Source organism: Marinobacter alkalisoli, from assembly GCF_045449795.1.
In the GTDB taxonomy this organism is placed as follows: Bacteria; Pseudomonadota; Gammaproteobacteria; order Pseudomonadales; family Oleiphilaceae; genus Marinobacter.
Genome location: NZ_JBJJLB010000021.1, coordinates 79,061 through 93,943, shown reverse-complemented (window position 1 = coordinate 93,943; position 14,883 = coordinate 79,061). Strand labels below are relative to the sequence as shown.

The following is a 14,883-nucleotide window of genomic DNA, read 5'->3' as shown; positions in this document are numbered from 1 at the left end:
AAGATATGGGGCAGGCATTGGGGCCCTTCTCCCAAAACTGTGCGGAGCCATGGATGGCGGAGCCCAAGCGCCACACGGATGTGCTTGAGCGTGTTTTGGGAGAAGGGCCCCAATGCCTGTCTTGCACCGGAAGCTGCATGTTTTGGGAGGCAGGTCCCGACACGCCCCTCCCCCGCAAGCATCAGGCTTGAGCCAGAGCCAGAGCTTGCAGTTGCCCCCGTGTACCGGCTATCGTTCAAAATCGACCTAGTAACCGGATGCACGATGACCAAACCGTTTCAGTTCAACGCCAGCGACGTCAACGTCGAAAAACGCGAAACCGTCTTCCAGGGCTTCTTCCGCATGGACAAGCTGTGGCTGACACACCCGCGTTTTGACGGCCGTGACATGCCCGTATTCACCCGGGAACTGTTTATCCGTGGTGATGCCACCTGCGTGCTCCCCTATGATCCTGAAAGGGACGAAGTGGTATTGCTGGAACAGTTTCGCCTTGGCGCCATGGGCCGTGACCAGTCGCCCTGGCTGCTGGAACTGGTCGCCGGCATGAACGAAGACGGTGAAACACCGGAAGAAGTTGCGCAAAGGGAAGGGCAGGAAGAAGCGGGCCTGACCTTCAGCAAACTGGACAAAATCTGCGAGTATCTTGTCTCCCCAGGCGGTAGCACGGAGCTTATACACCTGTATTGCGGCCGTATCAGCACCGAATCTGCTGGCGGGCTGTTCGGAATTGAGCACGAGCACGAAGACATCCGTGCCCACGTAGTCAGCTCAGAGGAGGCTATTGCCATGATCCAGGATGGCCGTATCAACAACGCGGCTGCGATCATTGCGTTGCAGTGGCTTCAACTCAACCGCACCCGATTACGGGAAGGATGGGTTTGATGGGGGAGTGGACCATGAAGCCCAGGCGTTATGTGCCAGACCTCCGGCGGCTGGGAGCGCTGTGCGATGGCAATTATCTAAGGCTGAACCAACTGCGGAAGCTGGAGTCGGCCGGAAAGCCCGTGTCCGAGTTTGAACTGCATCGGGAAGAGCAGTACCTCGGCCGTGTCCGGATCAAAGTGCTCCAGACCGCACGGTTTACCGAAACCCTCCTGCTGGAGCAGATCCACAACGCCGGTCGATGGCTCAATAACCCTCAATTGACCGTGCGTGTCTATCACGACGCTGCCATGGCAGAGGTGATCAGCTGTTACCGGGATCGCCAGATCGCGCCGGTCAACGATTACCCCAACCGTTTTATGCACCACCCGGATGAAAAGGTCCAGGTGAACAGTTTTCTGGCCGACTGGCTGGATTACTGTCTGCGCTTCGGGCATCTGCCCATGGAGCACTCCCTCTGGTCGGCTGGTGAGGGCGTTGACTAGAGGTCGCGGGTAAAGTCTGGATTAAGGGAAAAGTGGACTAAGGTGTGATGGCGAAGCGCAGCGGCTGTGTCATAGTTGTCAAATGATGCAATATGTCCTGTAACTATAGGCATAATGTGATCATGGTTCAGTTCAGAGGTGAGCAAACGGATTATTCTCACCGTATAGTCGGTCTAAAGCCAAGCGTGTTGACCAGTTACGAAACAGAGCGCCATGACCAGAAAGGACAAATCCCGGGTTCTCCGGGTGCTGCAGATCACTGACCCCCACCTCCTGGCCGATCCCGCTGGCGGGTTGCTCGGCGTGAACACCCGGGACAGCCTTGATGCCGTTATTGATAAGGTCATTAAAGATCGCGGTCAGCCGGACCTCATACTGGCGACCGGGGATATTGCGCAGGATGGATCGGAAGAGGCTTACCGCGTTTTTGGTGAGAGGTTGAGCGCTTTCTCCTGCACCTCGGCCTGGATAGCGGGCAACCACGACAAGCCGGATGTCCTGGCGCAGGTGGCCAGTGAGTATCAGGCGAACCGCCGGCATATTATTCAGGGTGGGTGGCAGTTCGTATTGCTGGACTCGTCTGTGCGTGGGCAGGTGTATGGTGAGCTGGCAGAGTCGGAACTGGAATTTCTTGCATCGACCCTGGAGCAGGGCCCGGATTTACCAACACTGATTGCGCTGCACCATCACCCGGTGGATATCGGATCGGAGTGGATGAAAGATATCGGCCTTCGCAACCGGGATGCGTTCTGGCGCGTCGTTGAACGTTTTCCTCAGGTCAAGATCGTTTTGTGGGGCCACATCCATCAGGAACACGACCTTGAGAGACACGGGGTCAGGTTACTGGCCACGCCATCCACCTGTATTCAGTTTACTTCCGGTTCGCGCGAGTTTGCCGTGGAGGCATTGTCGCCAGGCTATCGCTGGTTCGAGCTTGATGCCTCTGGAGAGAGCCATACGGAAGTGCGACGGGCAACCGACTTTGAGTTTGATCTGGACATCAATAGCACCGGCTACTGATCACAGTTTTGAGGGAGGCCTAAAGGCCTCCCTCCTGATTTCAGGCTTCCCGCAACTCACGGGCGGCGTCGACCATCTCCCGGAGTGCCGGGATGACCTCCTCCCAGTTCCGCGTTTTCAGCCCGCAGTCCGGATTTACCCAGAGCCTTTCCGTGGGTATCCGTTCTGCCGCCTTCTGCATGAGTGACACGATGTGCTGCTTTTCCGGGACGTTGGGCGAGTGGATATCGTACACGCCGGGGCCAATGTCGTTCGGGTATTGGAAGCCCTTGAAGGCATCGAGCAGTTCCATGTCCGAGCGTGATGTTTCGATGGTAATGACATCGGCATCCATGCGGGCGATGGCCTCGATGATATCGTTGAACTCCGAGTAACACATGTGGGTGTGGATCTGGGTTTCGTCGCTGACGCCATTGGCGCTGATGCGGAAAGCCTCGATCGCCCAATCCAGGTAGTTCTGCCAGTCCGATTGTCGCAATGGCAGGCCTTCCCGCAGTGCGGCTTCGTCGATCTGGATGATTCGCACGCCGGATTCTTCGAGGTCCAGGACTTCCTCGCGGATTGCCAGTGCCAGTTGCAGGCAGGTGTCTTTTCTGGACTGGTCATCCCTCACGAACGACCAGTTGAGGATGGTCACCGGGCCGGTAAGCATGCCCTTCAGCGGCTTGTCGGTCAGTGACTGGGCGTAGCGGATCCAGTCTACTGTCATCGCCTGAGGGCGCTGGATGTCGCCAAAGAGGATGGGCGGCTTCACGCAGCGGGAACCATAGGACTGCACCCAGCCGAACTGGCTGAAAACGTAGCCTTCCAGTTGTTCGCCGAAGTATTCCACCATGTCGTTGCGCTCGGCTTCGCCGTGCACCAGTACATCCAGCCCCAGTGCTTCCTGTTCCCGCACGCAGCGGGCGATTTCGTCACGGATGCGGGTGGTGTACTCCCGCACGCTGAGGTCGCCCTTCCGGTACTGCAGGCGGGTCTGGCGGATCTCCCGGGTCTGGGGGAAAGAGCCAATGGTGGTGGTTGGGAATGCCGGCAGGTCCAGCTGTTGTTTCTGTCGTTCCAGGCGTTGGGCGTAGGGGCTTTTTCGATTTCCCAGCTCTGGTGTGATCGCGGCAACGGCCCGGGTGACGTCGGGATTATGCACGCGGGTGGAGTTCCTGCGGCTGGCAACGGCCAGAGCGTTCTTTGCCAGGGGCTCGACTGTGGCCGCACGCCCATGGTTCAGGGCGTTGGCCAGGGTTTGCAGCTCATCCAGTTTTTGTACCGCAAACGCCAGCCAGGAACGAACCTCCGGATCCATCGCGGTCTCCGATTCAAGGTCCACGGGGACGTGGAGCAGCGAACAGGAAGGGGCCAGCCAGAGCCGTTCGCCGAGGCGTTCATGCACCGGTTCGAGCCAGTCCAATGTGGCTTCAAGGTCCGTTTTCCAGACATTCCGACCATTGATGACGCCAAGGGAGAGTATTTTGTGGGGCGGTAGCCAGTCGGTGACCTGGCTGACTTCGCCTGCGGCGCTGATGGCATCCAGGTGCAGGCCGGCGACCGGCAGTTCGCAGGCCAGTTGCAGGTTTTCCTTCAGCTCTCCGAAGTAGGTGGTCAGCAACAGTTTGACCGGGCAGGCCTTCAGTTGGTGATAGGCGAGATTAAAGGCATGCCGCCAGTCGCCGTTGAGTTCGGTGACCAGCGCCGGCTCGTCGATCTGTACCCAGTCCACGCCCTGTTCCGCCAGCAGGTTGAGCAGTTCGGCATACACCGGCAGCAAATCGTCCAGCAACGCCAGCCGGTCACTGTCATCCTTGCTTTTGCCCAGCCAGAGATAGGTGACGGGGCCAATGATAACGGGTTTGGCATTCACGCCCTGGGCCCGGGCTTCGGCCAGTTGCGCCAGCAGGCGTTCCGGATTGAGCTGGAACCGGGTGCCGCTGTCGAATTCCGGCACGATGTAGTGGTAGTTGGTGTCGAACCACTTGGTCATTTCACCGGCATGAATGGCGCAGCAGGCGGTGTCGTTGGCGGATCGGCCCCTGGCGACCCGGAAATAGCGGTCCAGGTCCGTGCCGCTGGTGTCCTGGGCGCGGGCAGGCAGGTGACCAAGAGTGAAGCTCATGTCCAGAACCTGGTCATAGTAGGAGAAGTCGCCAACCGGGGCGAACGTCAGGGACGATTGCTGTAACCAGTGGCGACGGCGCAGGTCGGCGGCGGTAATGTTCAGCTCCTCGGCATTGAGCTGGCCTTTCCAGAATGCCTCCTGGGCGAACTTGAGTTCCCGCCTTGCACCGATCCGGGGGAAACCCAGGTTGTGTGTCGTAATCATGATGTTGTCCTTGCGTGTGTTCATGGGGTTTCGGGAAGAACCACCAAGATTACGCATCTGGTATGATGAAAAATAATGGTATTATTTCAACAATCCATGAATTTAATTCACGCTAATGGCGATAAGGTTGCGGGCCATGATTGAACGGAATCATCTGGAAATTCTCCGGGAAGTGGAGCGCCAGGGCTCGCTGACGGCAGCAGCCGAGGCGCTGCATCTGACCCAGTCGGCGTTAAGCCACGCGGTCAAAAAACTGGAGTTGCAGTTGGGCACGCCAGTGTGGGAGCGGGAAGGGCGTCAGTTGCGGCTGACCCAGGCTGGTCAGTACTTACTGTCACTGGCCACGCGGTTGTTGCCGCAGTTCGAGCATGCGGAAATGCTGATCGGGCAGTTTGCAAAAGGGCAGCGCGGCACCCTGCGGATCGGTATGGAATGCCATCCCTGCTACCAATGGCTGCTCAAGGTTGTGGGGCCCTATCTGGAGCAATGGCCCACGGTGGATGTGGATGTGAAGCAACGCTTCCAATTCGGCGGCATCGGGGCGCTGTTCGGGCACGATATTGATATTCTGGTAACGCCGGACCCATTGCACCGGCCTGGCCTGGTGTTTGAACCGGTGTTCGATTATGAGCAGGTGCTGGTGGTGGCCAGTGGGCACGAACTGGCCGTGAAAGACTGGGCGGAACCGGCAGACCTGGCGGAGGAGACCCTGATTACCTACCCGGTGGAAGTCGAAAGGCTGGATATCTATACCCGGTTTTTGCTCCCGGCCCACGCCAGTCCGGCCAAACACAAAACCATAGAAACCACGGATATCATGTTGCAGATGGTGGCAGCCGGCCGTGGCGTGGCGGCTTTGCCACGGTGGCTGGTGGATGAGTACGCGGAGAAAATGCCGCTGAAGCCCGTTCGGTTGGGAAGCCAGGGCATTCAGAAACAGATCTTTTTGGGCCTTCGTGACCGCGATCGCGAGGTGGATTACCTGAATTCCTTCATGAATACCGCTCGAGGGGTTCGCTGGTATTAGCGTCTTCGGTTAAACTGCGCGAAAAATTAATAGGGAATCCGATCATGAGTGATATACCTGCAGATCTTAAATACATCGAGACTCATCAATGGGTTCGCGTTTCCGACGATGGCACGGCCACCGTGGGCATTACCGATTTCGCCCAGGAGCAGTTGGGGGATGTGGTCTATATTGGTGTGCCGGAAGTTGGCGTTACTGTAAATGGCGCTGAAGAGGCCGGTGTGGCGGAATCCGTCAAGTCGGCGTCGGATGTGTTCAGTCCGGTCACCGGTGAGGTGATCGAGGTGAACGAGAGCCTGGAAGACGAGCCGGAGAAGGTGAACGAGGATCCTTACGGTGATGGCTGGCTGTTCAAGGTTCGTCTGGAAGACAAGGGTGAACTGGATGGGCTTATGGACGCTACTGCCTATGCGGAGCATGTGGCTGCCGAAGGGTAACTGCTGACTTACGGTGAAAGAGCGAGCGGGCAGGGCTGCCCAAAACACGCTGTGGATACGTCCCTGTACGCTTGGCTCCGCCATCCCTGGCTCCGCACAGTTTTGGGCAGCCCTGCCCGCTCCCTCCCGTTGCTGAGGCGATCGGGATCACTGTTCGTGTATAATCCTCCCCCTTTTTTTGTAATCCATTAGGTAGCCGTTATGAATTTCCCCGTCCTTTATCTCCGCAAAGGCGCTGAGCGCAGGCTGAAAGCCGGTCACCTGTGGGTTTACAGCAACGAAGTGGACACCCGCCGATCACCGTTAACGGACTTCGAGGCCGGGGCGCAGGCGGAGTTGCGGGCGGCTAATGACAAGCCGTTAGGCACGGTGTTTGTGAATCCTCACGCGCTGATCTGTGGCCGTTTGATCAGTCGGAATGCCAGCCATGGTATGACGCCGCAGCGTCTTACCCAGCGGATGGAGGCGGCTCTGGCACTGCGTGACCGGTTGTTCGATAAGCCCTTCTACCGCTGGGTGTTCGGCGACAGCGACGGGCTGTCGGGGCTGGTGATTGATCGCTTTGACGATACCGTGGTGGTGCAGATTTCCACCGCTGGTATGGAGTTGATGAAGGAGGCGATTGTTCGGGCGGTCCAGCGTCTGGTGCATCCTGCTGCGATCATCCTCAAAAACGATGGCAAGATGCGTAAGGTGGAAGGGCTGGACACCTATGTTGAGCAGGCCCACGGGGCGGAAGCCAGCCTGCTTAAGGTGGAAGAGAACGGTGTGCGTTTCGAGGTGCCTTTGGAAGGCGGTCAGAAAACCGGCTGGTTCTACGATCACCGTATGAATCGTCAGCGTCTGCAGGCCTATGCGCCCGGTAAGCGGGTGTTGGATGTGTTCAGTTATGTCGGTGGCTGGGGGATTCAGGCAGCCTGTGCCGGTGCCACCCAGGTGACCTGTGTGGACAGTTCTGCGTCGGCGATTGAGTCGGTTCACCATAATGCCAGGTTAAATGGGCTGGATAACGTGGAAACCATTGAGGGAGACGCGTTTGAAGCCCTGAAGGCGCTGGCGGATGAGAAAGAAAAGTTCGACATTGTGGTGCTGGACCCGCCGGCGCTGATTCCTCGACGCCGTGACCAGAAAGCCGGTGAGCAGGCCTATGCTCGGCTGAATCAGCTGGGACTGCGGTTGCTGGAGCGGGATGGGTTACTGATTTCCGCATCCTGTTCGATGCATCTGTCCCAGGACAAGCTGGTCGATATCATTCGTGGCAGCGGCCGTAAGATTGATCGGTTTGTTCAGCTGCTGGAGCAGGGCCACCAGGCGCCGGACCACCCGGTGATTCCGGGCATTCCGGAAACGGATTACATCAAATCGTGCTTTGTGCGGTCTTTGACTGGTTTTTTCTAGCCTTCAAGTTTCGGGCAAGCCCACCAGCGGGTTCAGTGCTCCGGGATACGCTGTGAATACGTCCCTGTACGCTCGACAAAAACATCCCTGTTTTTGACGATCCCGGAGCACTGTACCCGCTGGCGGGCCCAAAGTTCGGCAGTTAGTCTCTGAGAGACATCACTTTCCAGCCATTCTCCACAGCCAGTTTTTCCAGTGTCGGATCCGGGTCAACGGCCACAGGGTTGTCGACTTTTCTCAGCAATGGCGCGTCATTGTGGGAGTCGCTATAGAACCAGGCGCCGTCCAGTGTCTCACTGTTCGAAGCCAGCCAGTCGTTCAGGCGGGTGACTTTGCCGTCCTGAAAGCTGGGGGTGCCTGCCACTTCGCCCGTATAGCGGCCATTGATCATTTCCGGATCGGTGGCGATCAAATGCTCAATGCCCAGGAGCTCCGCAACCGGTTCGGTGACGAAGCGGTTAGTGGCGGTGATGATCATCAGGGTATGGCCCTGATTTCGGTGCTTTTCCAGCAACCGGAATGCTTTATCCTGCAGCATGGGGCGGATTTTTTTGTTCATGAAGCGGTCGCGCCAGGCCAGCAAGTCCTCCATGGAATGCTTTGCCAGGGGCTGCAGGGCAAAGCCGAGGTAATGCAGGATGTCCAGTTCGCCGTTCAGGTACTCCTGATAGAAGCGATCATTGGCCTTGCGGTACTCCTCGGCATCTACAATGCCTTCCTCCACCAGAAATTCGCCCCAGGCGTGGTCGCTGTCTCCTGCGAGCAGGGTGTTATCAAGGTCAAAGATCGCAAGCGTCAAGGGTGTTACCTCCGGTCATGGCAGGGGTTGGTGGAAAGGTCACAGTCTACCATGACACATCGGTGACGGCTTCGTTTGCCGAACCCTTGGGATTCTGTAAGAATGATAGCAACTTGGACAATTCCGACCGGTCAATTTTTGCACTGGTCCGCCGACTTTTAAGAGGACTGTGCCGTGATCGACTCAGACGGTTTCAGACCCAACGTCGGAATCATTCTGGCCAACCACAGGGGCGAGGTTCTCTGGGCTAGGCGAATAGGGCAGGACTCCTGGCAGTTCCCGCAGGGCGGTATCCAGTACAACGAATCGCCGGAAGACGCGTTGTATCGGGAACTGGGGGAAGAGATAGGCTTGAGTGCGGCGGATGTCGAAATCATCAGCTGTACCCGGGGCTGGCTGAGGTATCGCCTCCCGCGGCGGATGGTGCGGCATAACTCGCATCCCGTGTGTGTGGGACAAAAACAGAAATGGTTCCTGCTGAGGATGTTATCGCCGGATGCGCAAGTGCGCGTTGACGGCACCGATTCGCCGGAATTCGACGGCTGGCAGTGGGTGAGCTACTGGTACCCCCTGGGACAGGTGGTCTCATTCAAGCGTGAAGTGTACAGACGTGCGCTGAGGGAGCTTGCACCGCGATTGTTCTATAACATGGAGCAGTGGCATCGGAGCGAGCAGAACCGGCGCTTAAAGGACCAACAGAAATGACGGGCTGAAACCGCCATGCTGAGCATACTGCGAAATCTGGTACAAGAGGTAAACAGCGCCCGCGACCTGCAGGAAGCGCTGGAGATCATTGTATCGCGGGTGCAGAAAGCCATGGGGACCGAAGTCTGCTCCGTCTACCTGCTGGATCCGGCGACCAACCGCTACATCCTGATGGCCACCGAGGGGCTCTACAGCAAAGCAGTGGGGCAGGTCAGCCTGGCCTATTCTGAGGGTCTTGTCGGTCTGGTTGGCTCCCGCGAGGAGCCGATCAACCTGGAAGATGCGCCATCCCATCCCCGTTATCGCTACTTTCCGGAAACCGGTGAAGAGCGCTTCCGTTCTTTTCTTGGTGTGCCCATCATTCACCACCGCCGCGTGCTTGGTGTGCTGGTGGTCCAGCAGCGTGAGAGTTCCCGCTGTTTCGATGAGGGCGAAGAAGCCTTCCTGGTTACGGTATCCGCGCAGTTGGCCGGCGTTATTGCTCACAGTGAGGCAACTGGCGCCATCAGCGGTCTGTCCCTGACCGGGGAAGAGACCAAGGATGTCAGTTTCAGCGGCGTGCCCGGCGCGCCGGGTGTGGCCATCGGCAAAGGCGTGGTGGTTTATCCGGCGGCGGATCTTGATGTGGTTCCCGAAAAGCCGACGGATGATATCGATCTGGAACTGGAGCAGTTTGCAGGAGCTGTGACCGCCGTCCGCGAAGATATCGAACGGGTCGCCAATCGCCTTGCCTCCCAGCTACGCCCGGAAGAGCAGGCGCTGTTTGACGTGTATTTGCGGATGCTGGGGGATGACGCCATGCCCGGCGAGGTCGCCAACAAGATCCGTGAAGGTTTTTGGGCGCAGGGCGCGTTGAAGCAGGTCGTTCAGCAGTATGTGCGCCACTTCGAGATGATGGATGACCACTACCTGCAGGAGCGGGCGGTGGATATCCGCGACCTCGGTCGTCGGTTGCTGTCGCACTTGCAGGAAGGTGAACAGAAAGACCAGGTTTACCCTGAGCGAACCGTCCTGGTGAGTGAAGAGCTGACGCCTGCCATGCTGGGTGAGGTGCCGAAGGGACAGCTGGTGGGCCTGGTGTCGGTCAAGGGGTCCAGTAACTCCCACGTTGCTATCCTTGCCCGTGCGATGGGTGTGCCCACTGTCATGGGGCTGGTGGATATCCCGGTTAACCAGCTTGATGGCCGGGAACTCATTGTTGACGGTTTCGAGGGGCAAATTTTTGCTTCGCCCTCCGACGATCTCCGGTCCTATTACCAGGAAATCTGTGACGAGGAAGACGAGCTGATCAAGGGGCTCGAGGTCTTGCGTGACAAACCCTGTGAGACCATCGACGGCCATCGGGTATCGTTACTCGTCAACACCGGTCTGATGACCGACGTTGTCCGCTCCCTGAATCATGGCGCTGAAGGCATTGGTCTTTATCGCACCGAAGTGCCGTTCATGATCAAGGATCGCTTTCCCTCCGAGCAGGAACAGCGTGAGTATTACCGCGAACAGCTGGAGGCCTTTGCGCCCAGCCCGGTGACCATGCGCACTCTGGACATCGGCGGTGACAAGGCACTGACCTATTTCCCGATCGAGGAAGAGAACCCCTTCCTGGGCTGGCGCGGTATCCGGGTGACCCTGGATCATCCGGAGATCTTCCTGGTGCAGGTGCGAGCCATGCTCAAGGCCAGTGAGGGGCTGAACAACCTGCAGATCATGTTGCCGATGATCAGCAACATCTCGGAAGTGGAAGAGTCGCTGCACCTGATTTACCGGGTATACCACGAGGTCAGGGAGGAAGGTTACGAGATCCATATGCCCAAGGTTGGCGTCATGGTGGAAATCCCGGCCGCGGTTTACCAGATCCGTGAGCTGGCGGACCGGGTGGACTTCCTCTCGGTTGGCTCCAACGATCTGACCCAGTACCTGCTGGCAGTTGATCGCAACAACCCCCGGGTTGCCCAGTTGTATCATTCTTACCACCCGGCTGTGCTCCAGGCGCTGGTTCGTATTGCCCAGGACGCTCATTCTGTCGGTAAGCCGGTTGGTATATGCGGTGAGCTGGCCGGTGATCCCGGCGGCGCCCTGTTGCTGATGGCCATGGGATACGATTCCCTGTCGATGAATGCCGCGAGCCTGCCCAAGGTCAAATCAGTGATTCGCAGTATCAGCCGTGAGTGGGCCAGCCAGCTGCTAGAGGACGTGCTGCTGCTGGACTCGCCGCATGTCATCAAGAGTTGTGTGGACCTGGCATTGCGCAACGCCGGGTTCGGCCGTTACCTCCGCCCCGGAAAGTCGACTACGAAAGCGTTGGCCGCGCAGGCCGCTTCCTGAGTTGCTGATGGGTTGGCGCCGGATAATAGGGTGTAAGCTCTAAAACCGGTTGGTATCGTGCGGAAACGCAGTAAATAAAAAACCCGGAAGGGAAAGTTGTATGACGTCAGCGACCACAGAGACTAAATCGAAACCCCGCATCGGCCTGGCGCTTGGCGGTGGCGGCCCGTTGGGCGGCATCTATGAGATTGGTGCCCTGCGTGCGCTGGACGAAGCTCTCGATGGTCTCGATTTCAATAACATCGATGTTTATGTCGGTGTGAATGCTGGTTCCTTCGCGGCAGCGAACCTGGCGAACCAGATGACAACCGCGCAGTTGTGTCGTATTTTTGTACGCAATGAGGCCGAGGTACACCCCTTCCACCCGGAAGTGTTCTATCGCCCGGCCCTTCGCGAATTTGGTGGTCGCCTGCTCGCTGTGCCCGGGTTGCTGACAACGGCGGTCCGTCGCTTCATCAATAACCCTTACGATCAAAGCCTGCTGGAAGCGATGACTATTCTTGCTCAGGCAGCGCCTGCGGGACTGTTTGATAACGAGGGGCTGCATGAGTACCTGCAGCGTGCGTTCACCATGCTCGGGCGCACCAATGATTTTCGCCAACTCAAGCGCAGCCTCTACATTGTGGCAGCGGATGTCGAGAGCACCGACGCCGTCTGTTTCGGAGCGCCAGGCTTTGACCATGTGCCGATTTCCCGCGCGATACAGGCCAGCATGTCCTCTCCCGGCCTGTATGTGCCGGTAAACATTGATGGCCGCTACTACGTGGACGGCACCCTGCGTAAAGGGCTTCACGCCTCGGTGGCGTTTGAAGACGGTGCCGACCTGGTGTTTGCGGTGAACCCCCAGGTGCCGATTGACGCCAGCGCGGCGGTCAGGACCGGGACCATGAAACCGGGTGAGCTGACCCGCTCGGGCATGCCAAACCTGCTGGCGCAGATGTTCCGGACCATGGTGTATTCCCGCATGCAGTCCGGCATTGCCCAGTACGCGCGGGATTACCCGGACAAGGATATTCTGCTGTTCGAGCCCACCCGTGACGATGCCAAGCTGTTTTTCTCCAACGTGTTCAGTTTCCAGTCCCGCCGGATGGTGTGTGAGCACGCCTACCAGATGACCCGTCGTGACTTGCTGGCCCGCGCGGACGAGTTGGAGCCCCGGCTGGCGAAATACGGCATCAAGCTGCGCCGTGACCGCCTTGAGGACGAGCAGCGCACCATCAGTACCAGTCTGTATGGGGAAATGTTGCCGTTGTATGTGGCGAAGGGACGTAAAAAACAGGCGCAGAAGGGCAAGCTGGTGAGCGGGCTGGAGAACGTGACGCACCTGTTCTCGCGCGCGGAGTAGACGCTGGCGGTGGGGCGTGCGGCCTTGTTGTTGGATTACGCTTTGCTAATCCAACCTACCTGCATGACCACACGCTCTACCCGTAGGTCGGATTTACCGGTGAACGGCACAATGAGCGAAGCGTAATCCGACAATTGGCCATCACGGTCAGTGGTAGGTCGGATTAGGCGAAGCCGTAATCCGACATCATCTGCGTTAGAGTATATAGCGGCTCAGATCTTCATCTTCCGCCAGTCCCCCAAGCTTCTCATCCACGAACGCCGCCGTTACCTCAAAGCCGTCGGTAACGTTGTCACCGGCTTCGTAGGACAGGCTTTCCAGCAGTCGTTCAAGCACGGTATGCAGGCGGCGCGCACCGATATTCTCGGTGGTTTCATTTACTTTCCAGGCCACTTCCGCAATCCGGGTAATAGCATCTTCGGCGAAGGTCAGTTTCACGCCTTCCGTGCCCATCAGTGCCTCGTATTGTTGCACCAGCGAGGCATCCGGCTCGGTCAGGATGCGCTTGAAGTCATCTGGGGTCAGAGCCTGTAGCTCAACCCGGATCGGCAGGCGGCCCTGGAGTTCCGGAATCAGGTCTGATGGCTTGGACAGGTGGAATGCGCCAGAGGCAATGAACAGGATGTGATCCGTGCGGACAGCGCCGTATTTAGTGCTGACGGTGCTGCCTTCTATCAATGGCAACAGATCCCGCTGCACGCCTTCCCGGGAAACATCAGACGACGTATTCTCGGAGCGCTTGGCGACCTTGTCGATTTCATCAAGGAACACGATACCGTTCTGTTCGACCGACTGAACCGCCTTCTGCTTGATCTCTTCCTCGTTCACCAGCTTGGCGGCTTCCTCGTCCTGAACCTGCTTCAGGGCATCCGCCACTTTGATTTTGCGGGTTTTGCGCTTGTCTGAGGACATATTGGAGAACATGTTTTGCAACTGGCTGGTCATTTCTTCCATGCCAGGAGGCGCCATGATCTCAACGCCCGCTCCACCACTGCGCAGGTCGATCTCGATTTCCTTGTCATCCAGTTCGCCTTCGCGCAACTTTTTACGGAACAGCTGACGGGTGGAGGATTCCCCATCGGTGCGCTGACTGTCTTCCTTGAAGTCCCGGGCCGGTGGCAGCAGGGCATCGAGGATACGCTCTTCTGCCGCGTCGAGGGCGCGATGCTCGTGACGCTTCTTTTCTTTCTCGCGAAGCATCTTCACTGCCATGTCCGCCAGATCACGGATGATGGATTCCACATCGCGGCCGACATAGCCCACCTCGGTAAACTTGGTGGCCTCGACTTTCAGAAACGGGGCATCAGCGAGTTTTGCCAGGCGGCGGGCAATCTCGGTTTTGCCCACGCCGGTGGGGCCGATCATCAGGATGTTCTTGGGGGTGATTTCCTCTCGCAGGCTGCTGTCCAGCTGCATGCGACGCCAGCGGTTCCGCAGCGCAATGGCAACCGCCCGCTTGGCTTCTTCCTGACCTACGATGTGTTTGTTGAGTTCGTGAACGATCTCACGGGGAGTCATTGCAGACATGGTTGCTCCGAATCAGTCGTTGGCAGAAAGCACTTCAAGGGTGCGATTGTGGTTGGTGTAGATGCAGATGTCGGCGGCTATATCCAGGCCTTTCTCCACAACCTCACTGGCTTTCAGGTCGGTGTTCTCAAGCAGGGCGCGGGCCGAGGCCTGCGCGAATGGGCCGCCGGAGCCGATGGCAATCAGACCCTGTTCCGGCTCGATAACATCGCCGTTGCCGGTAATGATCAGCGAGGCGGTTTTATCGGCGACGGCCAGGAGCGCTTCAAGTCGGCGCAGGGCGCGATCCGTTCGCCACTCCTTGGCCAGCTCTACCGCTGCTCGTGTCAGGTTGCCCTGATGTTTCTCCAGTTGGGCTTCAAAGCGCTCGAACAGGGTAAAGGCATCGGCGGTGCCGCCGGCGAATCCTGCCAGTACCTTGCCGTTATACAGGCGGCGAACCTTGCGGGCATTGCCTTTCATTACGGTGTTGCCAAGGGATACCTGGCCATCGCCACCCATGGCGACTTCGTCATCGCGCCTGACGGAAAGAATGGTAGTCATGTGGGCTCCAGTTGCCTGATGAAAAACGGTATTCAGCAGTTATGGAGGCGGGTGGTTTTTTTTCAAGGGCGCAGAGGGA

Annotated in this window: 13 protein-coding genes; 9 read left to right on the top strand and 4 right to left on the bottom strand. The window is 58.2% G+C overall.

Annotated features, from left to right (window positions below; genetic code table 11):
- The first annotated feature begins 264 nt into the window (after nucleotides 1–264).
- The 3 genes from ACJO3M_RS10080 (at nucleotide 265) to cpdA (ending at nucleotide 2,387) form a co-directional block, all read left to right on the top strand.
- Nucleotides 265–882 (top strand): NUDIX domain-containing protein, encoded by a 618-nt coding sequence (locus ACJO3M_RS10080; RefSeq protein WP_407001270.1) that lies wholly within the window; start codon nucleotides 265–267, stop codon nucleotides 880–882.
- A complete protein-coding gene (locus ACJO3M_RS10075; RefSeq protein ID WP_407001268.1) occupies nucleotides 882–1,367 on the top strand; it encodes a DUF1249 domain-containing protein in 486 nt (161 codons plus the stop codon). Before ACJO3M_RS10080 ends, ACJO3M_RS10075 begins: the two co-directional genes overlap by 1 nt.
- 213 nt (nucleotides 1,368–1,580) lie before the next feature.
- Nucleotides 1,581–2,387, top strand: coding sequence for a 3',5'-cyclic-AMP phosphodiesterase (gene cpdA / locus ACJO3M_RS10070; RefSeq protein WP_407001266.1), 807 nt, complete (start codon nucleotides 1,581–1,583; stop codon nucleotides 2,385–2,387).
- Between the two features lie 40 nt (nucleotides 2,388–2,427).
- On the opposite strand, the gene metE is transcribed toward cpdA, so the two are convergent.
- Nucleotides 2,428–4,701: a 5-methyltetrahydropteroyltriglutamate--homocysteine S-methyltransferase gene (gene metE / locus ACJO3M_RS10065; RefSeq protein WP_407001264.1), complete on the bottom strand. Its 2,274-nt coding sequence runs from the start codon at nucleotides 4,699–4,701 to the stop codon at nucleotides 2,428–2,430.
- Nucleotides 4,702–4,837: 136 nt separating this feature from the next.
- On the opposite strand from metE, the gene ACJO3M_RS10060 reads away from it, so the two are divergent.
- The 3 genes from ACJO3M_RS10060 to ACJO3M_RS10050 all read left to right on the top strand — a co-directional run bounded on the left by ACJO3M_RS10060 (nucleotide 4,838) and on the right by ACJO3M_RS10050 (nucleotide 7,563).
- Nucleotides 4,838–5,728 (top strand): LysR family transcriptional regulator, encoded by an 891-nt coding sequence (locus ACJO3M_RS10060; RefSeq protein ID WP_407001262.1) that lies wholly within the window; start codon nucleotides 4,838–4,840, stop codon nucleotides 5,726–5,728.
- A 44-nt stretch (nucleotides 5,729–5,772) separates the two neighbouring features.
- Nucleotides 5,773–6,165, top strand: a complete 393-nt coding sequence (gcvH, locus tag ACJO3M_RS10055; RefSeq protein WP_407001260.1) for a glycine cleavage system protein GcvH — start codon at nucleotides 5,773–5,775, stop codon at nucleotides 6,163–6,165.
- A 201-nt stretch (nucleotides 6,166–6,366) separates the two neighbouring features.
- Nucleotides 6,367–7,563 carry a class I SAM-dependent rRNA methyltransferase gene (locus ACJO3M_RS10050; protein ID WP_407001259.1) on the top strand — a complete coding sequence of 399 codons (1,197 nt, stop codon included), beginning with the start codon at nucleotides 6,367–6,369 and terminating at the stop codon, nucleotides 7,561–7,563.
- A gap of 142 nt (nucleotides 7,564–7,705) precedes the next feature.
- On the opposite strand, the gene ACJO3M_RS10045 is transcribed toward ACJO3M_RS10050, so the two are convergent.
- Entirely contained in the window at nucleotides 7,706–8,362 is a 657-nt protein-coding gene (locus ACJO3M_RS10045) for a histidinol-phosphatase (RefSeq protein ID WP_407001257.1), read from the bottom strand.
- Between the two features lie 174 nt (nucleotides 8,363–8,536).
- Here ACJO3M_RS10045 and ACJO3M_RS10040 point away from each other — a divergent pair, with 174 nt between their 5' ends.
- The 3 genes from ACJO3M_RS10040 to ACJO3M_RS10030 all read left to right on the top strand — a co-directional run bounded on the left by ACJO3M_RS10040 (nucleotide 8,537) and on the right by ACJO3M_RS10030 (nucleotide 12,734).
- The gene (locus ACJO3M_RS10040) at nucleotides 8,537–9,067 is read left to right on the top strand and encodes an RNA pyrophosphohydrolase (RefSeq protein ID WP_406988152.1); all 531 of its coding nucleotides are present in this window, start codon (nucleotides 8,537–8,539) and stop codon (nucleotides 9,065–9,067) included.
- Nucleotides 9,068–9,082: 15 nt separating this feature from the next.
- Nucleotides 9,083–11,389 (top strand): phosphoenolpyruvate--protein phosphotransferase, encoded by a 2,307-nt coding sequence (ptsP, locus tag ACJO3M_RS10035; RefSeq protein WP_407001255.1) that lies wholly within the window; start codon nucleotides 9,083–9,085, stop codon nucleotides 11,387–11,389.
- A 100-nt stretch (nucleotides 11,390–11,489) separates the two neighbouring features.
- On the top strand, nucleotides 11,490–12,734 hold the full coding sequence (locus ACJO3M_RS10030; protein WP_407001253.1) for a patatin-like phospholipase family protein: 1,245 nt from the start codon (nucleotides 11,490–11,492) through the stop codon (nucleotides 12,732–12,734).
- A 195-nt stretch (nucleotides 12,735–12,929) separates the two neighbouring features.
- On the opposite strand, the gene hslU is transcribed toward ACJO3M_RS10030, so the two are convergent.
- Together hslU and hslV are read right to left on the bottom strand one after the other, a co-directional pair.
- Entirely contained in the window at nucleotides 12,930–14,261 is a 1,332-nt protein-coding gene (gene hslU, locus ACJO3M_RS10025; protein ID WP_407001252.1) for an ATP-dependent protease ATPase subunit HslU, read from the bottom strand.
- Between the two features lie 12 nt (nucleotides 14,262–14,273).
- Nucleotides 14,274–14,804 carry an ATP-dependent protease subunit HslV gene (hslV, locus tag ACJO3M_RS10020; RefSeq protein ID WP_406988147.1) on the bottom strand — a complete coding sequence of 177 codons (531 nt, stop codon included), beginning with the start codon at nucleotides 14,802–14,804 and terminating at the stop codon, nucleotides 14,274–14,276.
- Nucleotides 14,805–14,883 lie beyond the last annotated feature (79 nt).